Origin of the sequence: Nonomuraea sp. WAC 01424 (genome assembly GCF_003947315.1) — a bacterium.
GTDB lineage: Bacteria > Actinomycetota > Actinomycetes > Streptosporangiales > Streptosporangiaceae > Nonomuraea > Nonomuraea spiralis.
On record NZ_QHHZ01000003.1, the window covers coordinates 383076 to 397467 of the forward strand.

A 14392-nucleotide genomic window follows, 5' to 3' on the forward strand; every position below is an offset into this window, starting at 1 on the left:
TGATCTACGTCTCCTCCTAAAAGGAAGGCCGCGTGGAATTTCGCATCATGGGGCCGCTCCACGTCCTCGACGGCGGCCGGGATCGTACACCCACGACCCCGAAGCACCGGGACCTGCTGGCGACGTTCCTGCTCAACGCGGGCCGCCCGCTGACCGTGGAGCGGCTGCGCCGGCTGTTGTGGCCGCGCGAGGGCGGCGACCGCTCCGACTCCCTCGTCCGCGGGTACGTGGGCCAGCTCCGCCAGCTCCTGGGCAAGGACGTGATCATGACCGTGTCCGGCTCGTACGTGCTGACGATCGGCGACGACCAGCTCGACGTGGACCGGTTCCGGCTGCTGGTGGACCGGGGCTCGTACGAGGAGGCGCTGGTGCTCGGGCGCGGCCCCGCGCTGGAGGACGTGGACCCCGACGGCGAGCGCTGGCAGGAGACCCGGCGCCTGCGCGAGGAGCTGGAGGAGCTGCGCCTGCTCGCGCTGGAGCGCCGCCTCCAGGCCGACCTGGACACCGGCCGCCACCGCGAGCTGCTGGCCGAGCTGAAGCACCTGACCAGGCAGCACCCGATGTGGCAGCGCTTCCGCGGCCAGTACATGCTGGCCCTCTACCGCAGCGGCCGCCGGGTGGACGCGCTGGCCGCGTACGCGGTGCTGCGCGACCAGCTCGACGGCGGCCACGCGATCGAGCCGGACCCCGAGCTGCAACTCCTCTACCACCGCATGCTGCACGACGACGTGTCGCTGCACGTGTCGGCGGGCCCGCCGGTGTTGCTGCCGCCCGACATCCCCAGCTTCACCGGCCGCGCCGACCTGCTCGGCCGGGTCGTCGGCGGCCAGGTCGTGGTGCACGGCCAGGCGGGCGCGGGCAAGTCGGCCCTGGCCGTGCACGCCGCCTGGCTGGCCCGCGAGTCCTTCCCCGACGGCATCCTGTACGCCGACCTGCGCGAGACCACGACCCCCTCGGCCGTCCTGGAGGACTTCCTGCGCTGGCTCGGCTGCCCGGCCCAGGCCGTACCGGCCGGGCTGGAGCAGCGCGAACGCCTGTTCCGCGCCTACACGGCCAACCGCCGCCTGCTGGTGCTGCTGGACAACGCCGTCGGCGAGGCCCAGGTGCGCCCGCTGCTGACGTCGTGCCCGACGGTCGTGACCAGCCGTTCGTCCCTGGGCGGGCTGACCGGCGCGACCCGGCTGTCGGTGGGCGTGCTCGGCCAGGAGGAGGCCCTGGACCTGCTCGTGGCCGGCTCGGGACGCCCCGCGGACGAGTCGCTGCGCCGGCTGGCCCGTTTCTGCGGCGGCCTGCCGATCGCGCTGCGCATCGCAGCGTCCAGGCTGGCCGCCCGCCCGAACTGGACGGTCGACTACCTCGTGAGCCTCCTGGAGGACGAGCACAAACGGCTCGACAGGCTGCACGCGGGCGACCAGACGGTCCGCAGCGTGTTCACCGTCGGCTACGAGGGGCTGCCCGAGCCGGCCAGGCTCACGCTGCGCGGGCTCGGCGCGCTGTCGGCCCCCGACTTCGCCGACTGGCTCACCGACCAGCTCGGCGGCGGCGCCGAGGCCCTGGTGGACGCGGGCCTGCTGGAGACGCACGGCGTGGACGCGGCCGGCCAGATCCGCTACCGGATGCACGACCTGACCCGGCTGTTCGCCCGCGAGCAGCCGCTGCCGGGGGTGCTGGCCAAGGTGTCGGCGATCGTGCTGGCCCGGGTGCAGGCGTCCCGGTTCTCGCTGGTGTCCGGCGATCCCGGCACGGCCGTGGCGACCAGGGACATCAGGGAGTCGGTCGAGTGGCTGGACGCCGAGCGGCCGTTCCTGGTGAGCCTGGTGGCCGACCTGCACGCCGCGGGGCTGGACGAGCCGTGCTGGCGGCTGGCGCACCTGCTGGGGCCGTACCTGGAGCGGCACCGGTACCTCGACGACTGGCGGGCGGTCTCGGAGCGGGCGCTGGAGTCCGCCCGGCGGGCCGCCGACGATCGGGGGGAGGCGCTCGTCCTGCTCGACCAGGGCGACCTGCACCTGGCCGAACGCGATTGGGACCTGGCCCACGAGAAGCTGCGGCTGGCGCTCGGCATGTTCCTGCGGCAGGGCCGCGACCGCGACGTCAACCACACCCGGCGCCGCCTGGGCCGCGTGCACCTGGAACGCGACCGGCTGGAGGAGGCCGAGCGGGCGCTGCTGGCCTGCCTGGACGCGGCCGGCAACCAGCGTGACGCCGCCGACGCCGAGCGCGTGCTCGGCGCGGTGCTGCGCCGCGCGGGCCGTCTGGAGGAGGCCGCCGTCCACCTGCTGGCGGCCGTCGGCCATCTCACCGAGCTGGGCGACCGGCACCGCCAGGCCGACACCCTGCTCGACCTGGCCGCCGTACGCCTGGCTCAGGGCGCCAAACCCGACGCCCGCTCCGCCGCTGAACGGGCCAGGAGCATCGCCGTACGGCTCGGCGACCGCCTGCTCGACGCGCACGCCCTGCTGACCCTGGCCCGCGTCAACCGGGCCGAGGGCGCGGCCGAACACGCCCGCGAGCTGGCCAGGACCGCGCTGGACGTCTTCGACGAGACCGGCGACCGCCAGGCCGCCGCCAACGCCCGCGCCCTCCTCGCCACCCCCTGACGTCCCGTCCGCCGCCAACCCCCGCGCCCCCGCCGCGCCGGCCGTCCGGCTTGGTGACGACTCCGTCGCGTCGGGTGGTGAGGGGCGGGGCCCCGGCTTACAGTGATCGTGTGGCCGATGACCTCAAGCCCGCCCGGACGACGTCCGCCCGCCGCGGCGCCGCGCTGGCCGTCGCCGTCGCGGCCGCTCTCCTGGTGCTCACCGCGATCATGCCCTGGGCCGGCGTCGAGGCCCGCAGCGACCTGCTCGGCGGCGGCGTCTCCGACGACGTGCGCGGCGTCGACGTCAGCACGGGCCTCTACACGCTCCTCGCCGGCCTGGCCGCGCTCGCGTTCGGCGTCACGGGTCTGCTCGGCGGCCGGCCGCGCGTCGCGGCCATGGCCGTGATCCCCGGCGCGCTGGCCACGGTGCTGCTGGTGCTGTTCGTCTCCGACCCCCAGCGCATCGGCGACCGGCTCTCCATCGACCTGGGCCGGCTGTTGTCGGTCGAGCCGGTCATCAGGTTCGGCTGGTTCGCCGCACTGGCCTGCTCGATCGCGATCGTCGTGCTGTCGGTGCTGGCCCTCCCGCGCCGCCCACGCTGACCGTCCTGAGCGGCGGGGTCAGTCGAAGAAGCCGAGGCGGCGAAGCTGCTTGGGATCGCGCTGCCAGTCCTTGGCCACGCTGATGCGCAGGTCGAGGTAGACCCGCGTGCCGAGCAGCGCCTCGATCTGCTTGCGGGCCTTGGTGCCCACGTCGCGCAGCCGCTCGCCCTTGTGCCCGATGACGATGGCCTTCTGGGAGGGCCGCTCCACGAACATGTGGGCGTAGATGTCGAGCAGGTCGTCGCGCCCCTCGCGGGGCAACATCTCGTCGACGACCACGGCGATCGAGTGCGGCAGCTCGTCGCGTACGCCCTCCAGGGCCGCCTCCCTGATCAGCTCGCCCACCATCACCTGCTCGGGCTCGTCGGTGAGCTGCCCGCCCTCGTAGAGCGGCGGCGACTCGGGCAGGTGCTCGATCAGCACGTCGCCCAGCACGTCGAGCTGCTCCCCCGACTGCGCCGACACCGGCACGACGGCCGCGAACTCGGCCACCTGCGACACCGCGAGGAGCTGCTGGGCGATCTGTTCCCTGCTCGCCAGGTCGCACTTGGTCACGACGGCGACCACGGGCGTCTTCTTGACCGCCGACAGCTTGTCGGCGATGAAACGGTCGCCCTTGCCGATCGGCTCGTTGGCCGGGACGCAGAAGCCGATCACGTCGACCTCGGTGAGCGTGGACAACACCAGGCTGTCCAGCCGCTCGCCGAGGAGGGTGCGCGGCCGGTGCAGGCCCGGCGTGTCCACGATGACGATCTGGGCGTCGGGGCGGTGCACGATGCCCCTGATGACCCGCCTGGTCGTCTGCGGCTTGGACGAGGTGATCGCCACCTTCGCGCCGACCAGGGCGTTCATCAACGTGGACTTGCCGACGTTCGGCCTTCCCACGAAGCAGGCGAATCCGGCGCGATGGTTGTCTGGCGAAGTCACATTGTGCATTGTCGCTTATCAGCCGGCGTGTTCACGCCACCAGGTGAACGCGTCGGGCAGCGCGCCCGGCGTCCAGGCCGTCGTCGTGAGGTCGCCGACCTCGTGCTCGGCCACCCACTTGTAGTCGGTGATCTCCTCGCCGTCGGGGGTCGGCGTGCCGGAGGCGAGCGTGCAGGCGTACATGGCGATCACGTACGCGACCTCGTGGCCGTTGGGGTAGACCGTGTGGTACTCGGGGCCGCCGAAGACGCCGATCAGCCCGCGTACCTCGACCTCGATGGCCAGCTCCTCGCGCAACTCCCTGACCACGGCGTCCTCGGGGCGCTCGCCGGGGTCGACGCCGCCGCCGGGCGTGGCCCACAGGCCGACGTCGCCGTGCTTGGCCATCAGCACCCGGCCCGCCTGGTCGAACACGCATCCGTTGACCGACGGCAACATGATCAGGTCGTTGCCGATCTTGGCCCGCAGCCGGGCCAGGAACGGTGACATGGCCACGTCAGGACCTCAGCGTGCCATCGGGGCCGGCCACGAGCAGGGCCTTGACGCCCAGCTCGGCCGCGACCGCCTCGTCGGCCGGGTCCGGCGCCACCGCCGTCACCAGCGCCACGGCCTCCAGCGAACGCGCGCCGCTGGAGATCGCCATCGCCGCCGCGACCTGTACGGCCGACAACCTCAGCGACGACAACGCGACGTTGGTCGCCGAGTACGTGCGCCCGGTCTCGTCGCGCACGGCGGCCCCCTCCGCCGCCTCGTTGCGTGCCCTGGCCGCCCGCGCCAGAGTGATGATCTTGCTGTCTTCAGGATCGAGAGTCACGGGAACCAGGTTAGGCGGTGGACATCGACAGCACGGCGGCGACCAGTTTCTTCGTCCGGTCCCGGTCCACGTCGGTCATTCCCGCGTGCACGACCGACACCAGCGTGTCACCGGTCCGCGACAACACGACGTCCAGCGCGTACGGGTAGCCGTTCAGCCGCCCGCGCAGCCGCGTACCGACGACCTCGTCGCCCGACCGGCCCGCGTCGCCGATGTCCAGCCGGCGGGCGCGCAGGTCGGTGCCGCCGGCCACCCGGATCTCCCGGCACGACTCGAGGCCATCGCTGAGCGCGTCGAAGCTGGTCTCGGCCTCGTCGCCGGCGTACCGCGCGAGGACGAGCCCGGCCCGCTCCCCCAGGCCGTCCCCCTGGTAGCTGACCGCGGCCTGGCCGGTGAGCCCTTCCTGCGGCGCGTGCCCGGCCGCCGCGTCGAGCGCGGACCCGCAGTTCTTGTCCAACCGGCCGAACGGCACCCGCCACGCCTGCTCCGGCCGTTGCGCGAAGCCGTCCGGCAGGCTCGGCCGCCTGTTGAGCACCTCACGGAGCTCGGCCATGGCGTGGGCGTCCACGACGTTGTCCGCGCCGCCGCCGGCGCAGCCCGCCAGGGTCGCGGCCAGCAGCCCGTACAGGATGATCCCCGGTTTCATGATTCCCCCTGGACCGCAGCCTCCCCAGGTGACGAATGCGGCAATCTCCACGGAGTCTCCACCAAACGCAAAAAGGGTGCCCCCGTCCGGTTTTCCAGACGAGAACACCCTTTACGCCGATCGACGTCCAAGCCGGCTAGCTGGCCGGAACGCCGTCGTCCCCCCAGGAGCGCCCTCCCGCCGCGAACCCCACCCGGCGTTCGGACGCTTCCTCGTGACACCCACCGCACCGGGTGTCAGGTATGAGACTGCCGGAACCCACTTGCAGGAGACTTGTAGAACACTTGCGGCAACTCCCCGCAAAGCGGTCACTCGCGGTCGGCCGCGGCCTGGTCCGTCTCCTCCTCGGGCCGCGTGACCCGGCGGACCACGACGGTGCTGATGCGGTTGCGCCGCCCGGCCAGGCTCTCGGCCGTCAGCTCCAGCCCGGCCACCTCCGACTGCGACCCGGCGATCGGCACCCGGCCGAGCGCGTGGGCCAGCAGGCCGCCGACCGTCTCGACGTCGTCGACGTCGATCTCGGTGTCGAACAGCTCGCCCAGCTCGTCGACCGGCATGCGGGCGGTCACCCGGATGGCGCCGTCGGGCATGGTCTCCACGCGCGGGGCCTCCTGGTCGTACTCGTCGGTGATCTCGCCGACGATCTCCTCCAGGACGTCTTCGATGGTGACGAGGCCGGCGGTGCCGCCGTACTCGTCGATGACGATCGCGATGTGGATCTGCCGGGCCTGCATCTCGCGCATGAGCTGGTCGATGGGCTTGCTCTCCGGCACGTACGCGGCCGATCGCATGATCGACTCGACCGTCTCCTTGCCGCCGCCCTCCCCCGACTCGTGGATCTTGCGGGCGATGTCCTTGAGGTAGGCGATGCCGATGACGTCGTCCTCGTTCTCGCCCACGACCGGGATGCGGGAGAAGCCGCTGCGCAGCGCGAGCGACAGCGCCTGGCTGATCGTCTTGCCCCGCTCGATGTAGACCATGTCCGTACGGGGCACCATGACCTCGCGGACCAGCGTGTCGCCCAGCTCGAAGACCGAGTGGATCATCTCGCGCTCGTCCGGCTCGATCACCCGCCGCTCCTCGGCCAGGTCGACCAGGTCGCGCAGCTCGGCCTCCGAGGTGAACGGCCCGTCGCGGAAGCCCTTGCCGGGGGTCAGCGCGTTGCCGAGCAGGATGAGCAGCTTGGGCAGCGGGCCGAAGATACGGGTCAGGCCGTAGACGATCGGCGCCCCGGCCAGGGCGACCGGCTCGGCGTGCTGGCGGCCCAGCGTACGGGGCATGACCCCGACGACGACGTAGCTGACCACGATCATGACCGCCGCGGCGGCCACGTACGCCCAGCCCTGGTCGTGCATGAGGTCGATGAACAGCAGCGTGGCGATGACCGTCGCCACCAGCTCACAGCTCAGGCGCAGCAGCAGGAGCAGGTTGAGGTAGCGCGGCGGGTCGGTGACGATGGCCTGGAGGCGCTCGGCCCCGCGTCTGCCCTCGCGGACGAACTCCTCCGCGCGCACCCTGGAGATGCGCGTCAGTGCCGTCTCCGCACTGGCGATCAGGCCACCGATGATCACAAGGGCGATGGCCCACAGCAACCAGGCGTTCACCGCGAGTCGCGCACCTCCTGCCAGGACTCAAGAAGCTGAGCCTGCAGCCCGAACATCTCCTTGTGCTCCTCGGGCTCGGCGTGGTCGTAGCCGAGCAGGTGCAGGATGCCGTGGGTGCACAGCAGCTCCAGCTCGTCCTGGGCGCTGTGGCCGGCCTCCTGGGCCTGCCTGGCCGCCACCTGCGGGCAGAGCACGACGTCGCCGAGCAGCGCCGGATCGGCCGGGCTCTCGCCGTCGCCGCGGGCGCCGCCGCCGGGACGCAGCTCGTCCATCGGGAAGGCCAGCACGTCGGTCGGGCCGGGCTCGCCCATCCACTTCTCGTGCAGCTCGGCCATGGCGTCCTCGTCGACGACCACGATGGACAGCTCGGCGAGCGGGTTGATGCCCATCTCGCCGAGCACGTGGGTGGCCAGCGCGACGAGGTTCTCCTCGTCGACGCCGACACCGGACTCGTTGTTGATCTCGATGCTCACGGGCGTCGTTTCCCCCGGTGGATGGCCTTCGGCTCCTGTGCGGCCTGGGTGGCGTCGTAGCGCCCGTAGGCGTCGACGATCTCGCTCACCAGCTTGTGGCGCACGACGTCGGCGCTGGACAGGCGGGCGAAGTGGATGTCGGGGATGCCCTCCAGGATCTCCTGGACGACACGCAGCCCGCTCACCGTGCCCGAGGGCAGGTCGACCTGGGTGACGTCACCCGTGACGACGATCTTGGAGTTGAACCCCAGCCGGGTCAGGAACATCTTCATCTGCTCGGCCGAGGAGTTCTGGGCCTCGTCGAGGATGATGAAGGCGTCGTTGAGAGTACGGCCGCGCATGTACGCCAGCGGGGCGACCTCGATCGTGCCCGCGGCCATCAGCTTCGGGATCGAGTCGGGGTCGACCATGTCGTGCAGCGCGTCGTAGAGCGGCCGCAGGTAGGGGTCGATCTTCTCGTAGAGGGTCCCGGGCAGGAAGCCGAGCCGCTCGCCCGCCTCGACCGCCGGCCTGGTCAGGATGATGCGGTTGACCCGCTTCTCCTGCAGCGCCCGCACGGCCTTGGCCATCGCCAGGTACGTCTTGCCGGTGCCCGCGGGCCCGATGCCGAACACGACCGTGTGCTGGTCGATTGCGTCGACGTACCGCTTCTGGTTGACGGTCTTCGGCCTGATCGTGCGCCCGCGCGAGGACAGGATGTCGAGCGAGAGCACCTCGGCCGGGCGGTCGGAGGTCATGCGCAGCATGGCGATGCTCCGCTCGACCGCGTCGGGCGTGAGCTCGCCCCCGCTGCGCAGCACCTCGACCAGCTCCTCGAACAGGCGCACCACGGCGCCGCTCTCGTCGGGGCTGCCGGTGACGGTGATCTCGTTGCCCCGTACGTGGATGTCGGCCCTGAAGGCGCCCTCGATGACGCGAAGCAGTTCGTCGCGGGAGCCGAGGAGGCTGACCATCGGGTATTCGTCCGGAATCAGCACCTTGGCTTGAGTGCGCGAGGGAGGTGCCGTGCGTCGGGATTCATGTAGTTCGGACATGGGCAGGCCAGCGGCCTGATGCCTCCCGGTCTGTTCGGTGTTCTTCTCCGCCCATGGTAGCCGCCACCAGGCTGATCGCTCGCGTCAATATCAGCCCGGCGGCCACGTCAGGCCACGCCCGCCGAGAACGTGGGCGTGCACGTGGAAAACGGTCTGGCCGGCGCCGGCGCCGGTGTTGAAGACGATGCGGTATCCGCCCTCGGCCACGCCCTCCTGGACGGCGACGGCGTGGGCGGCCTTGAGCACGTCGTCGGCGAGCCCGTCGTCGGCCGCGGCGAGGGCCGCCCCGTCGGCGTGATGGGCGCGCGGGATGACGAGCACGTGGGTCGGAGCCTGCGGGTTGATGTCGCGGAACGCCAGCGCCCTGGCGTTCTCGTAGACGATGTCGGCCGGAATTTCCTTGGCCACGATTTTGCAGAAGAGGCAGTCGCTCACGGCAGTACCCTATCGAGAGCGACCGTTCGGCAGTCCGTTGCGAATCGGTAATCCGTGGTGTCGTGCGCCCGAAGATCCGCGCGGTTAGGGTGAGTATGCGACACTTCAGAGCAAAAAAGATGATTCAGGGTCGGGCGAACGCCACCTGGCGAGGGACACGACTGGGTAATGCACCCTAAGGAACCGGGGAAACCTTCAGAACCGGAAGAGCGTAAACCCTCTGGGAAGGCCGCGCGTCCCACTGATGTGACCACCGAAACCCTTCTGGCCGACAGGTCGATGGGGGCGGTGCCGGTCGGGTGGGATGCCGACATGGCCGTGACCGCGCTGTACAGCGCTCATTTTCGGTCATTGGTGCGTCTCGCGGTGTTGCTGGTGCGCGACATAGCAACCGCGGAGGAAGTCGTGCAGGACGCGTTCGTCGCCATCCATGGCGCCTGGCGCAGACTGCGTGACCCCGACAAAGCACTCGCCTACCTACGTCAGTCTGTCGTCAACCGGTCCCGTTCCGTGCTGCGTCACCGCGCGGTCGTCGAGAAGTACGCCCCCAAGGGCCTGCCGGACGCCCCGAGCGCCGAGAACGGCGCGATCGGCGAGCTGGAACGCTCCGCCGTCATCGAGGCGTTACGCGCCCTGCCGACCCGACAGAGAGAAGCACTGGTTCTGCGTTATTACGGAGATCTGTCCGAGGCTGAGATCGCCCATGCCATGGGAATCAGCAAGGGCGCGGTCAAGAGCCACACCGCCCGTGGCATGGCCGCGTTGCGATCCGTCCTGGAGACGATGTCATGACCCAGCCCCCCGACGAGTACGGCGACGTCCTGCGCCGTGCGCTCCGTGCGGAGGCGGACGCGGTCGTGCCCTCGCCGGAAGGACTGCAGATCATCCGTGCCCGCATCGAGCGGCGCGGCGTCCGTAACCTGTTCTGGTGGCGCGCGGGCGCGGCGGCCGCCAGCGCCGTGCTGGTGGCGGGGACGATCGTGATGGTCGTTCCCGGGCTGCGCTCCCAGATCTTCGAGACCCCCGCCAACCTGATCGACAACTCGACCACGACCCCCGGCAACTCCTCGACCAGGTTGTCCACGCCACCCAAGCCGCCCACGCGCAGCGCCGAGCCGCCGCCCGTGGTGGTCGTGCCGCCGAGCCACAGCGAGACCCACCGGCCCTCGGAGTCGGCCAGGTCGACCCGGCAGCCCACGCCGTCGCCGACGCCGTCCCCGACGCCCTGCGCGAGCGGCGAGCCCGCCGCCGACCAGGACGCCGCCGACCAGGACTGCCCGGAGGTCACCCCGACGCCCACGCCGACGCCGACGGAGGTGACGGACACGCCGACGACGACGTGCCCCGTCGACGAGTGCCCGCCGGAGGAGACGCCCACCGGGCCGAGCGACCTGAGCAGCCCGCTCGTCGGCGTGCCGCACACGACGCCTTAGCGGCCGCCGCCTACCAGCGCCCGGTACGCGCGAGCAGCACGGCCGCCGCCGCCACCCCCGCCGTGGAGGTGCGCAGCACGGTGGGCCCGAGCAGCACGGGCACCGCCTTGGCCGCGACGAACCTGCGCAGTTCGTCCTCCGACACGCCGCCCTCGGGCCCCACGACGACCACGATGTCGCCGCCCGGCGGCAGCGCCACCCGCGACAGCGGCTCGACGGCCTCCTCGTGCAGCACCAGCCCCAGCGCCGCGTCGGCCAGCAGCCCCTCGACCCGCGCGGTGGAGGCCGGCTCGGTGACCTCGGGCAGGTGGAACCGGCGTGCCTGCTTGCCCGCCTCGCGGGCCGTGGAACGCCACCGGCCCAGCGCCTTGGCGATCTTGTCGCCCTTCCACTGCGTGATGCTGCGCGAGGCCGCCCAGGGCACGATCACGTCGACCCCGGCCTCGGTCATCATCTCGACGGCCAGCTCGCCCCGGTCGCCCTTGGGCAGCCCCTGCACGACGACCAGCCGCCGCGCGGGCGGCTCGACGGTGTAGCGGGCGAGCACGTCGAGCGTGAGCGTGTCCTTGAACACCTCGCGCACCACGCACTCGGCGACGTCGCCCGCGCCGTTGGTCAGATCGACCCGCTCGCCGGCGCGCAACCGCCGTACGGACGCGGCGTGCCGGCCCTCAGGGCCGTCGAGCGTCAGCTCGGAGCCGTTCAGGTCCTCGGCGAGGAACACGGGGACGGTCACGGCCGGCCGTCACCTGCCGTTGAAGGCGTCACGCAGGCGGGAGAAGAAACCCTGCTGGCCGGGCGCGAACTTGCCCGGCGGGCGCTCCTCGCCGCGCAGCCTGGACAGCTCGCGCAGCAGGTCCTCCTGCGGCTGGTCGAGCCGCAGCGGGGTCTCGACGTTGACGTGGATGAGCAGGTCGCCCCTGCCGGACTCGTTGAGGCGCTGCACGCCGCGCCCGTACATGGTGATGACCTGGCCGGACTGGGTGCCGGGGCGCACGTCGATCTCCTCGGAGCCGTCGAGGGTCTCCACGGCGAGGATCGTGCCGAGCGCGGCGGCCGTCATCGGGATCTGGACCGTGCAGTGGAGGTCGTCGCCGCGCCGCTCGAAGATCTCGTGGGCGCGCTCGACGATCTCCAGGAAGAGGTCTCCGGGAGGGCCGCCGCCGGGGCCGAGCTCGGCCTCGCCGGCGAGCTGGATGTGGGTGCCGTCCTCGACGCCCGCGGGGATGCGGACCTTGATCGTACGGCGGGTGCGCACCCGGCCGTCGCCCGAGCACTCCTGGCAGGGGTGACGGATGATGCTGCCGAAACCGCCGCACTGGGGACACGGCCGCGAGGTCATGACCTGGCCCAGGAACGAACGGGTGACCTGGGAGATCTCGCCGCGCCCGTTGCACATGTCGCAGGTGTCGGGGTGGGTGCCGGGGGCCGCGCCGGCGCCGTGGCACACCTCGCACAACACGGCGGTGTCCACGACCAGCTCACGGGTGGTGCCGAACGCCGTCTCGCGCAGGTCGAGCTCGACCCGGATGGTGGCGTTGCGGCCCCTCCTGGCGCGCGAACGCGGCCCGCGCGTGCCGCCCGCGGTGCCGAAGAAGGCGTCCATGATGTCGCTGAAGGGGAAACCGGCCCCGAAGCCTCCCGCGCCCGCGCCCGCACCGGCGCCGCCGCCGAAGGGGTCGCCGCCCAGGTCGTACATCTGGCGCTTGTTGGGGTCGGACAGCACCTCGTAGGCCTGCGTGATCTCCTTGAACCGCTCCTGGGTCTCAGGATCGGGGTTCACGTCGGGGTGCAGCTCGCGGGCGAGGCGGCGGTAAGCCTTCTTGATCTCGTCCTGACTGGCGTCACGGCGCACCCCGAGGGTGGCGTAGTAGTCGCTGTTTGCCACTTATCGACCTCTTAAGATGCAGCCAGGATCTGGCTGACGTAGCGTGCCACCGCGCGTACGGCGCCCATCGTCACGGGGTAGTCCATCCTCGTGGGACCCAGCACGCCGAGCCGGGCCAGTTGGTTGTCGCCAGAACCGTATCCGGTTGCGACGATGGACGTGCCCCGAAGGTAGGGGTTTTCCGAACCGATGCGCACGGTGAGCGCGGACGGGGTGTCTGTGGAAGTCTCGCCGAGCAGCCGCATGAGCACGACCTGCTCCTCCAGCGCCTCCAGCACGTCGCGCAGGCCGGTGGCGAAGTCGGCGCCCGCGAGATTGGCCGCGCCGGCGAACACGATCTTCTCATCGTGGCGTTCGACGAGGGTTTCGAGCAGCACCGACAGGATCGTGGCCACGGCGGGGCGATCCTCGACGGGAAGCCGCTCGGGCAGGTCGGCGACCAGCTCGGGCACGTTGCTCAGCCCGCAGCCGTCGAGGCAGGCGTTGAGGACCGCGCGCAGGTGGGCGATGCGGTCGTCCTCCACCACCTCGGGCAGCTCGATCACGCGCTGCTCGACGCGCCCGGTGTTGGTGATCAGCACGAGCATGACGCGCCGGTCGTTGAGCGGGACCAGCTCGACGTGCCTGACCGTGGAGCGGGTCAGCGTCGGGTACTGCACGACCGCGACCTGCCTGGTGAGCTGCGCGAGCAGCCGCACGGTGCGGAAGACCACGTCGTCGAGGTCGACCGCGCCGACGAGGAAGGTCTCGATCGCCCGCCGCTCGGCCCCCGACAGGGGCTTGACCTGCGAGAGCCGGTCGACGAACAGGCGATAGCCCTTGTCCGTCGGCACGCGGCCCGCGCTGGTGTGCGGCTGGGTGATGTACCCCTCCTCCTCCAGAGCGGCCATGTCGTTCCTGACCGTTGCCGGGGAGACCTTCAGATTGTGGCGCTCGGCCAGCGCCTTGGAGCCCACCGGTTCGTTGGTGGACACGTAGTCTTCGACAATGGCGCGGAGCACCGCAAGCTTCCGATCGTCGAGCACGTGCTCACCTCCTGCCTCTGCCTAACAGGGAAACGACAGGTCTAGCACTCCGTGTTCCCGAGTGCCAAGTGTACGGCTCTCGCCCACAAGGTGCGATAACACCGGGTCCCATCCTGTTGCTAGCGTCTTACAAGCGACAGGCCTCACACTTGCCGCATGACCGACAATTCCCAGCCCCCGCAGTACGGACCGCCCCAGGGGCAGGGTCCCTACTACGGTCAGAACCCCCAGTACGCCCAGCCCCAGCAGTACGGCCCGCCTCCCCAATACCAGCAGCCTCCTCCCCAGTACGGCCCCCCACCCCAGTACAACCAGTACGGCCAGTACGGGCAACAGCCCCAGTTCCCGCCCAGGATCGACGGCAAGGCGATCAAGCCGCGCCTGTGGTGGATCGCGGTCGTGTGGGCCGTCGCCGTGGTGCTGGGCGTCGTGGGCGTGGTCGTGTTCGCGGGCGGTGTGCTGAGCAGCGTCTCCGACATGGCCCCGACGGCCACGTTCGCGTCCGGCGAAAGCGTGAAGGTGTCCCTCGACCCCGCCGAGCGCCCGGCTGTCTTCATCGCCACCGGGACGCGCGTCAACTACCAGTGCGAGATCTCCGGCGGCCCGGCCCAGGCCAAGCTCGTCAAGGTCAACGGCACCCAGACGGTCAGCGCCGGTGGGAGCACCTGGCAGGAGATCCTCGCGGTCAACGCGCCCGCCAAGGGCGAGTACCAGCTGACCTGCGCCACGCAGGAGCAGGCGTCCGCCCGCTTCGGCGTCGGCCGTGACGTGCTCTCGGCCGCGGGCGGCATGTTCGGCGGCGTGGCCGCGCTGTTCCTGATCCCCGGCGCCGGCCTGCTCATCGGCATCGTGGGGACCGTCGTCGTCCTCGTCCGGCGCAGCGGCGCGCGTAAGCGCCTTGCGGTCAGCGGGTGATTTGCTACGGTCCC

General features: G+C 71.3%; 16 protein-coding genes. 5 read left to right on the forward strand and 11 right to left on the reverse strand.

The genetic code is table 11. The features are described from left to right. Positions 1-32: 32 nt before the first annotated feature. Positions 33-2600, forward strand: a complete 2568-nt coding sequence (locus tag DMB42_RS11125) for a BTAD domain-containing putative transcriptional regulator (RefSeq protein WP_125633359.1) — start codon at positions 33-35, stop codon at positions 2598-2600. 110 nt (positions 2601-2710) lie between these two features. Next, positions 2711-3184, forward strand: a complete 474-nt coding sequence (locus DMB42_RS11130) for a hypothetical protein (RefSeq protein WP_125633361.1) — start codon at positions 2711-2713, stop codon at positions 3182-3184. An 18-nt stretch (positions 3185-3202) separates the two neighbouring features. Here the strand turns inward: DMB42_RS11130 and era are convergent, their stop codons facing one another. The 8 genes from era to DMB42_RS11170 all read right to left on the reverse strand — a co-directional run bounded on the left by era (position 3203) and on the right by DMB42_RS11170 (position 9117). Continuing rightward, the gene (era, locus tag DMB42_RS11135; RefSeq protein WP_396981829.1) at positions 3203-4111 is read right to left on the reverse strand and encodes a GTPase Era; all 909 of its coding nucleotides are present in this window, start codon (positions 4109-4111) and stop codon (positions 3203-3205) included. Between the two features lie 18 nt (positions 4112-4129). Next, entirely contained in the window at positions 4130-4600 is a 471-nt protein-coding gene (locus DMB42_RS11140) for an NUDIX domain-containing protein (protein WP_260477640.1), read from the reverse strand. 7 nt (positions 4601-4607) lie between these two features. Next, complete coding sequence (locus DMB42_RS11145; protein WP_125633367.1) at positions 4608-4925, reverse strand: cytidine deaminase; 318 nt, start codon at positions 4923-4925, stop codon at positions 4608-4610. 10 nt (positions 4926-4935) lie between these two features. Beyond that, on the reverse strand, positions 4936-5571 hold the full coding sequence (locus DMB42_RS11150; protein WP_125633369.1) for a hypothetical protein: 636 nt from the start codon (positions 5569-5571) through the stop codon (positions 4936-4938). 308 nt (positions 5572-5879) lie between these two features. Then, complete coding sequence (locus DMB42_RS11155) at positions 5880-7175, reverse strand: hemolysin family protein (RefSeq protein ID WP_125633371.1); 1296 nt, start codon at positions 7173-7175, stop codon at positions 5880-5882. Continuing rightward, positions 7172-7648: an rRNA maturation RNase YbeY gene (gene ybeY, locus DMB42_RS11160; RefSeq protein ID WP_125633373.1), complete on the reverse strand. Its 477-nt coding sequence runs from the start codon at positions 7646-7648 to the stop codon at positions 7172-7174. Before ybeY ends, DMB42_RS11155 begins: the two co-directional genes overlap by 4 nt. Further along, positions 7645-8682, reverse strand: a complete 1038-nt coding sequence (locus DMB42_RS11165) for a PhoH family protein (protein ID WP_125633375.1) — start codon at positions 8680-8682, stop codon at positions 7645-7647. Before DMB42_RS11165 ends, ybeY begins: the two co-directional genes overlap by 4 nt. Positions 8683-8772: 90 nt before the next feature. Then, on the reverse strand, positions 8773-9117 hold the full coding sequence (locus tag DMB42_RS11170; RefSeq protein ID WP_125633377.1) for a histidine triad nucleotide-binding protein: 345 nt from the start codon (positions 9115-9117) through the stop codon (positions 8773-8775). A 279-nt stretch (positions 9118-9396) separates the two neighbouring features. Here DMB42_RS11170 and DMB42_RS11175 point away from each other — a divergent pair, with 279 nt between their 5' ends. Together DMB42_RS11175 and DMB42_RS11180 are read left to right on the forward strand one after the other, a co-directional pair. Then, positions 9397-9909: a SigE family RNA polymerase sigma factor gene (locus tag DMB42_RS11175; RefSeq protein WP_125633878.1), complete on the forward strand. Its 513-nt coding sequence runs from the start codon at positions 9397-9399 to the stop codon at positions 9907-9909. Continuing rightward, positions 9906-10550 (forward strand): hypothetical protein, encoded by a 645-nt coding sequence (locus DMB42_RS11180; protein ID WP_125633379.1) that lies wholly within the window; start codon positions 9906-9908, stop codon positions 10548-10550. The genes DMB42_RS11175 and DMB42_RS11180 overlap by 4 nt, the downstream gene beginning before the upstream one ends. 10 nt (positions 10551-10560) lie before the next feature. Here DMB42_RS11180 and DMB42_RS11185 read toward each other — a convergent pair whose 3' ends face one another. The 3 genes from DMB42_RS11185 to hrcA are packed head-to-tail and all read right to left on the reverse strand — an operon-like array spanning position 10561 to position 13463. Next, positions 10561-11286: a 16S rRNA (uracil(1498)-N(3))-methyltransferase gene (locus DMB42_RS11185; RefSeq protein ID WP_125633381.1), complete on the reverse strand. Its 726-nt coding sequence runs from the start codon at positions 11284-11286 to the stop codon at positions 10561-10563. Between the two features lie 9 nt (positions 11287-11295). Then, the gene (gene dnaJ / locus DMB42_RS11190; RefSeq protein WP_125633383.1) at positions 11296-12438 is read right to left on the reverse strand and encodes a molecular chaperone DnaJ; all 1143 of its coding nucleotides are present in this window, start codon (positions 12436-12438) and stop codon (positions 11296-11298) included. 11 nt (positions 12439-12449) lie between these two features. Further along, positions 12450-13463, reverse strand: coding sequence for a heat-inducible transcriptional repressor HrcA (hrcA, locus tag DMB42_RS11195; protein WP_125633385.1), 1014 nt, complete (start codon positions 13461-13463; stop codon positions 12450-12452). Between the two features lie 156 nt (positions 13464-13619). Here hrcA and DMB42_RS11200 point away from each other — a divergent pair, with 156 nt between their 5' ends. Then, positions 13620-14378: a hypothetical protein gene (locus DMB42_RS11200; RefSeq protein ID WP_260477623.1), complete on the forward strand. Its 759-nt coding sequence runs from the start codon at positions 13620-13622 to the stop codon at positions 14376-14378. The last annotated feature ends 14 nt before the right edge of the window (positions 14379-14392 follow it).